We start from the raw sequence: 5,509 nt of genomic DNA, 5'->3' as shown, positions 1-5,509 counted from the left end.
GAATCGCACCGTGCCGTCGAAGCCGCCTTCATTGGCGAGCAGCTTGGCCGCGCCGAGCAGCATCGAGGTGTGGCCGTCATGGCCGCAGGCATGCATGGTGCCGGGCGTCTGCGAGCGGTAGTCCATCGTGCCCTGCTCGGCGATGCGAAGCGCATCCATGTCGGCGCGCAGCGCGATCGCGCGGTTGCCGCTGCCCCTGGTCAGCGTGCCGACGACGCCGGTGCCGCCAATACCCTCGGCGACCTCCAGCCCGAATTCGCGCAGTTTTTCGGCGACGAAAGCGGCGGTGCGCTTCTCCTCGAAACCGAATTCGGGATGGGTGTGGAGATCATGCCGCCACGCCGTCATCTCGCGGTGCAGTGCCAGTTCGTCGAGCTTGGCCATCTTCGTCCCTAAGTCTGTTCTCTACGCATCCGGACGGAAGCTACGGCGAAGTCGCCAAGCCTGCTACGGCGAAGTCGCCGAGCCTGCTACGGCGAGTCGCCAAGCCTGCTACGGCGAAGCTTCAGGCAAGCTGCATCAGCACGTCGTCCGGCCTCACGCCGACCAGTTCGGCATAGCGGCCGGCGTCGGTCGCTCCTTCCGAGTTGACGACGAGCACGCGCGAATGGCTGTCGAGGCCGAGTGCCGCCCGCATATGCCTGTCGCCTGCCGCGCGGATCAGTCCGGCGAGCCCCGCACCGCCGCTCTCGCCGGAGATGATTGCCGGATCGTTGCCCAAGGGTCGCGCCAGCCGCCTCATCACGGCGACCGCATCCTCTTCCTCCACCGTCATGAAGGCATCGCCGACGCGCGCCAGCACGCGCCAGGCGACCAGGGACGGCTCAGCGCATTCGAGCATCGCCATCACCGTCGACTGCTGATGCGCGATCGTTGCCGGACGCCCGGCTTCAGCCGAGGCGTAGACGCAAGCCGAGCGCCCCGGCTCGACCACCACGGCCTTCGGCCGCCGCCCGCCAAGCCTGATCGCCATATGGCCGGCGATCGCCGCGGCGAAGCCGCCGACGCCGGCTTGCAGGAAGATATGCGTGGGCGGCTCGGCCATGTGCCGCAGCGTCTCGCGCACGATCACCGTATAGCCCTGCATGACCAGGCCGGGGACCCGTTCATAGCCCGGCCAGGACGTGTTGGAGACGATCTTCCAGCCGCGCTCGGCGCCGACGCGGGCGACTTCGCGCACCGCATGATCGTAGCCGCCCTCGACCTGGACGATCTCGGCGCCGAAGCGGGCGATGGCAGCGACACGCTCACGGCTTACGCCAGCATGGACGAAGATCACAGAGCGCGCGCCGACCAGGCCGGCGCCCTGCGCGACCGAGCGGCCATGATTGCCGTCGGTGGCGCAGACAAAGATCATGCCGGACGCGATCTCGCGCACCTTGGCGTCGTTGATCTCGCCGATATCGACGATGCGACCGAGCCATTTGCCTGCCTCCTCCAGCACCAGCCGGATGACGGCATAGGCGCCACCCAGCGCCTTGAAAGAGCCGAGGCCGAGACGCTGGCCCTCGTCCTTGACGTGCAGTGCCGCGATGCCGAGCTCATTAGCCAGTGCCGGCAAGGCGTGCAGCGGCGTTTCGGCATGGTTGTGCCGCGCCTTGAGATAGTGCTCGGCCCGCTCGCTTCCCGCCACGCCGAGGGACTCGGCATCGGCCGCAACCAACGGCTGGTTGTGTTCGGGTCGTTGGTTGAGCAGCAGCATGGCATTCTTTCTTCGAGGCACTGAACTTATTGGCGCGCGCGAAAATTCGCTGTCTAAACTCGCTGAATGATTGAAGTTTGTTTCGGCCCGATGTCGCCGGATGCGAACCCCTGCGAGACTCGACGCCTTCGGCCTGACTATTTTTGGTGGTGTCATGGCTTGGCAACACTGTGCCGCCGAAGCCGGCGAGCCGCGTTTTCTGCTGCTCAATCGGCCGCCAATCGCGCGGCGACGCCGAGCAGAATGTTGGCGCCGGCAACCAGTTCGCCAGCGGCGGTGAACTCTGCCGGGTTGTGGCTGATGCCGCCGCGGCTCGGCACGAAGATCATCGCGGACGGCGCGATGCGCGCAATCATCTGTGCGTCGTGGCCGGCGCCCGAGGTGATGCGCCGGCAGGAAAGGCCGGCGGCTCCGGCAATCTCCTCGATCAGCGAGACGATGCCGGCATCGAAGGTCACCGGCCCGAAACGCGCCAGGCTTTCAGCCCGGGCGGTGACGCCGGCGCCTGCAGCAAGGTCGTCGAGAAAGGCGGCGAGCGCCGCCTCTTCCTCGCGAAGGTGCGTTTCGTCGGGATCGCGGAGATCGACGGTGAAGGTCGCCCGCGACGGAATGACGTTGATGGCGTTGGGCTCGAAGGCGATGGTGCCGACGGTGGCGACCGTCGGCGTCGGCGAGGCGCCGGCGCGGTCCGCCAGGAAGCCGATCGCCCGCGCGGCGGCGACGCCGGCATCGCGGCGCATCGACATCGGCGTGGTGCCGGCGTGGTTGGCCTCGCCTTCGATCATGATGCGCTGCCAGGAAATGCCCTGCAGGTTCTCGACCGCGCCGATGGCAATGCCTTCGCGCTCCAACACCGGCCCCTGCTCGACATGCAGCTCGACATAGGCCTGCGGCTTGAGGAATCCCGGCTGATGCCGGCCGGCATAGCCGATGCGCTCCAGCTCCTTGCCCAGCACCGAGCCGTCGGTACCGACTGCCGCGAGCGCTTCGTCCACCCCGACGCCGCCGGCAAAGACCAGCGAGCCCATCATGTCAGGCGAATAGCGCACGCCCTCCTCGTTGGTGAAGGCGGCGACGACGAGCGGGCGCGCCGGCGCGAAACCTGCCTCCTTCAGGCTCTCGATCGCCTCGAGCGCCGAGAGCACGCCATAGCAGCCGTCATAGATGCCGGCGTCGATCACCGTGTCGATGTGCGAGCCGAGCATGACCGGCAGCTGGCCGGCATTGGCATCGTCCTGCCAGATGCCGAAAATGTTGCCGATGCGGTCGACGGCGACTTCGAGCCCTGCCTCCTGCAGCCAGCCGACGAGGCGGTCGCGGCCGAGCCTGTCCATATCGGAAGCGGCGACGCGGACGAGCCGGCCCTGCGCATCGCGGCCGATGCTGCCGAGCTCATCGATACGGCGCAGAAGACGGTCGGCGTTTATCGTTAGATTGCTCATGCCGGCTGCCTCGCCCGGCCAACCTCCTCCGGCGCCATCCCGACCAGATCGGCATAGCGGCCGGGATCGGTTGCGCCTTCGGAATTGACGATGAGCACGCGCGAATCGGCATCGAGCCCGAGGGCGGCCCGCAGCTTCTTATCGCCGGCAGCGCGGATCAGCCCGGCGAGCCCTGCCCCGCCGCTCTCGCCGGAGACGATCGCCGGATCATCGCCTGAAGGCCGCGCCAGGCGGCTCATCACCGAAACCGCGTCGGCCTCGTCCACGGTCATGAAAGCATCGCCGATCCGCGACAGCACCCGCCAGGCGACGAGCGACGGCTCATAGCATTCGAGCATCGCCATTACCGTGGGCTTGCTGTGCGCTATCGCGATGGGATGTCCTGCCTTTGCGGTTTCATAGAGGCAGGCCGCCCGCGCGGGCTCGACCACGATTGCCCGCGGGCGACCCTCGCCAAGCACGATGGCGAAATGGCCGGCCACCGCCGCGGCGAAGCCGCCGACGCCGGCCTGCAGAAAGATGTGTGTGGGCGGCTGAGCCAAGCGCTTCAGCGCCTCGCGCACGATCACGGTATAGCCCTGCATCACCAGTCCCGGTATGCGCTCGTAGCCCGGCCAGGATGTGTCGGAGACGACCGTCCAATCGCGCTCGGCGGCGACGCGGGCGGCTTCCCTGACCGACTGGTCGTAGTCACCGGCGATGCGCACGATCTCGGCACCGAAGCGGGCAATGGCCGCCACGCGTTCGTTGCTGACACCAGAATGGACGAAGATGACCGAACGCGCGCCGACCAAGCCGGCGCCCTGCGCGACCGAGCGTCCATGATTGCCGTCGGTCGCGCAGGCGAAGGTCATGCCGGCGGCAATCGCCTTGACGTCAGCGCTATGCAGCTCGGCGACATCGACGGTGCGACCAAGCCTCCTGCCAGCCTCCTCCAGCACCAGCTGCATCACGGCATAGGCGCCGCCCAGCGCCTTGAAGCTGCCGAGGCCGAGGCGTTGCCCCTCGTCCTTCACGTGCAGGGCGCCGATGCCCAGTTCGCCGGCGAGCGCCGGCAGGGCGTGCAGCGGCGTCTCGGCATGGTTGTCACGCGCGGCGAGGAAGCGTTCCGCTTCGACGGCCCCGGCCGTGCCGAGCGTCGCGGCGTCTTGCTCGGTCAGCGGCTGGCGATGATCCGGGTGGTGGTTAAGGAACATGGGCCGGCTTCCTCCGTCTTGATGGCGGAAATTTATTGCAAGGAGGGCGAGAAAGGCGCTCTGTTTTGCTGCCTGAAATGCAAGTTTGTTTCGTTTGGAACCCTCGCCATGTCCGCCTCACCCGATCTCGACGCTTTCGACCGCGCCATCCTCGCCGTCCTGCAGAAGGACAACACGACGCCGCAGCGGGTGATCGGCGAGGCCGTCAACCTGTCGGCGCCGGCGGTGCAGCGGCGCATAAAGCGCCTGGAAGAAACCGGCGTCATCCGCGCCAATGTCGCGCTGGTCGATCCGGCCAAGGTCAGCCATCCGATCACGATCTTCGTCGAGGTCGAGGTGGAGAGCGAGCGCGCCGAACTGATCGACGCCGCCAAGCGCGGCTTCGCCGAAGTGCCTGAGGTGCAGCAATGCTATTACGTGACCGGCGAGGCCGACTTCATCCTCGTCGTCACCGTGGCGACCATGGCCGACTACGAGGCGCTGACAAGGCGGCTGTTCTTCGCAAACAACAACGTGAAGCGGTTTCGCACGTTTGTGGCGATGGACCGGGTGAAGGTCGGGCTGGAGGTGCCGGTGGGGTGAGCATTCCCACTCACCACGGCAGCCTTTTGCCGTCGCGGAACAGGGCGCCGGTCGGGCCATCGTCCGGCAATGTCGCGGCCCAGACGATGCCGGCCGCCCCTGGCGCGACCGGACGGCCGTCGGGCTTGCCCTTGTCGGCCACCCAGTCAGAGCTGATCGCGTTAACCAGGACGCCGGCGCCGCGCAGTTCGTCCGCCAGGATCCGGGTGAGCGCATTGAGCGTCGCCCTGCCGGTCGAATAGGCCGGCGCGCCGACGTCCGTCGAGGCCGAGGAACCGGCCTCGGGAGAGACGATGACCAGCCGGCCATGACCGGAGGCGCCGAGCAGCGGCCCGAATGCGAACGCCACCCGCCAGGCGCCGACGACATAGGTCTCGAAGGCCTTGCGGCCCAACGTCCGGTGGGGCAGCAAGGCCCGAGCGGACAGGTCGTAGCGGATGGCGCCGTTGTTGACGAGCACGTCGAGCCGACCGAAACGGCGCTCCACTTCGGCCGCGGCAAGGGCCGGTCCATCAAGCGCGGCAAGGTCCAGCGCGATCGCCTCGACATTGCCCGCGAGCTTCTTCGCCACCGCCCCGCTCTTGGCG

General features: G+C 67.7%; 6 protein-coding genes. 1 reads left to right on the top strand and 5 read right to left on the bottom strand.

Annotation, left to right across the window (positions count from 1 at the left end):
• The 4 genes from EN738_RS29940 to EN738_RS29925 all read right to left on the bottom strand — a co-directional run.
• A partial coding sequence (locus EN738_RS29940; protein WP_127286782.1) for a M20/M25/M40 family metallo-hydrolase occupies nt 1-384 on the bottom strand: 384 nt, incomplete at its 3' end.
• 121 nt (nt 385-505) lie between these two features.
• Complete coding sequence (locus tag EN738_RS29935; protein WP_127286781.1) at nt 506-1,702, bottom strand: diaminopropionate ammonia-lyase; 1,197 nt, start codon at nt 1,700-1,702, stop codon at nt 506-508.
• 206 nt (nt 1,703-1,908) lie between these two features.
• Nucleotides 1,909-3,144, bottom strand: coding sequence for a Zn-dependent hydrolase (locus EN738_RS29930; RefSeq protein WP_127286780.1), 1,236 nt, complete (start codon nt 3,142-3,144; stop codon nt 1,909-1,911).
• Entirely contained in the window at nt 3,141-4,340 is a 1,200-nt protein-coding gene (locus EN738_RS29925) for a diaminopropionate ammonia-lyase (RefSeq protein ID WP_127286779.1), read from the bottom strand. The genes EN738_RS29930 and EN738_RS29925 overlap by 4 nt, the downstream gene beginning before the upstream one ends.
• 108 nt (nt 4,341-4,448) lie before the next feature.
• Here EN738_RS29925 and EN738_RS29920 point away from each other — a divergent pair, with 108 nt between their 5' ends.
• A complete protein-coding gene (locus tag EN738_RS29920) occupies nt 4,449-4,922 on the top strand; it encodes an Lrp/AsnC family transcriptional regulator (RefSeq protein ID WP_127286778.1) in 474 nt (157 codons plus the stop codon).
• 10 nt (nt 4,923-4,932) lie between these two features.
• Here the strand turns inward: EN738_RS29920 and EN738_RS29915 are convergent.
• On the bottom strand, nt 4,933-5,509 hold a 577-nt coding region (locus EN738_RS29915), incomplete at its 5' end, for an SDR family oxidoreductase (RefSeq protein WP_127286777.1).

The organism is Mesorhizobium sp. M4B.F.Ca.ET.017.02.2.1 (assembly GCF_003998955.1).
GTDB classification, from domain to species: Bacteria; Pseudomonadota; Alphaproteobacteria; order Rhizobiales; family Rhizobiaceae; genus Mesorhizobium; species Mesorhizobium abyssinicae.
This window is presented reverse-complemented; position numbering and strand designations above follow the sequence as displayed.